The 1,268-nt window shown below is 40.4% G+C and carries 1 protein-coding gene and 1 pseudogene; both read left to right on the top strand.

The features are described from left to right. The coding region (locus G4P69_RS38420) for an AAA family ATPase (protein ID WP_208355263.1) at positions 1-712 on the top strand (712 nt) is incomplete at its 5' end. 15 nt (positions 713-727) lie between these two features. Then, positions 728-1,268 (top strand): annotated as a pseudogene (locus tag G4P69_RS38425) (DUF58 domain-containing protein); the annotation flags it as partial.

Consider the following 1,268-nt stretch of genomic DNA (forward strand, 5'->3'; position numbering starts at 1 on the left):
TACAAATATTTTTGATTTAAATAGCCGCAGTTTCACCTTAAAAAAAGGACCAATATTTACAGAGATCCTACTAGCTGACGAAATTAACCGCACTCCACCAAAAACGCAAGCAGCAATGTTGGAAGCAATGGAAGAGATGCAAGTAACTCTAGATGGCGAAAGCTTAGCTTTGCCAGAGTTATTTTGGGTGATTGCAACACAAAATCCATTGGAATTTGAAGGAACTTATCCCTTACCAGAAGCACAACTCGATAGGTTTTTATTTAAGCTGATAGTAGATTACCCCGATAAAGCTGCGGAAAAGCAAATGTTACTGAATCGTCAGGCTGGGTTTGCAGCACGTCGTCTAGATATTTCGAGTTTGAAGCCAATAGCAACAGTTGCAGAAATTTTGGAAGCGCGACAAATAGTTAGAAAAGTTAAAGTTTCTGAGGCGCTAATTGATTATCTCTTGGCGTTGGTTACAGCGTCACGTCAGCATTCTGATTTAGCTTTAGGTGCATCTCCTCGTGCTGCTGGCGCTTGGTTCGTAACATCTCAGGCTACAGCATATCTAGCAGGACGTGATTTTGTTACACCAGATGATGTTAAAGCAATAGCATCTCCTTTGTTACGTCATCGGCTGCTTTTAAAACCAGAAGCAATGTTGGATGGGATAAACATTGAATCTGTGATTGCGTCATTACTTAATAAGGTACCAGTACCAAGATAAAGCGCAAATACTAATATGGTTCCTTCTAGACGATTGTATTTATTGTTGGTTTTAGGAGTTGGGCTTGCCTCAATTTTAGCTATCTTTGTTGGGGTTACGGTGAGCATTGCGGTAGGTTTATTATATGATGCGATCGCACTAGGATTAATGGTCGTTGATGCTTTGCGAGTAAGATCCTCTCGTGTCGAGATTACACGGGAATTACCATCACGTCTATCGATTGGGCGCGATAACTTAGTAGTGTTAAAAGTAAAGCTAACCAATAGTAATGCTTTAATTGAAATTTGCGACTACTACCCAAGTGATTTTAAGGTTTCTGCACCAAAACTACGGGCTTTTATTAGCGACAATATCGAACCCTTACAATACACCGTCCATCCAACACAACGAGGAGAATATTCTTGGGGTGATATTCATGTGCGACAGTTGGGAAGATGGGGATTAGCTTGGAATGATTTTAAAATTCCACAAAGTGTAAAAGTCAAAGTTTATCCGGATTTGATAGGGTTGCGATCGCTTTCAATTCGCCTCACTCTACAATCTTCTGGTTCGATTC

It is taken from the genome of Aetokthonos hydrillicola CCALA 1050 (assembly GCF_017591665.1).
Classification (GTDB): Bacteria; Cyanobacteriota; Cyanobacteriia; order Cyanobacteriales; family Nostocaceae; genus Aetokthonos; species Aetokthonos hydrillicola.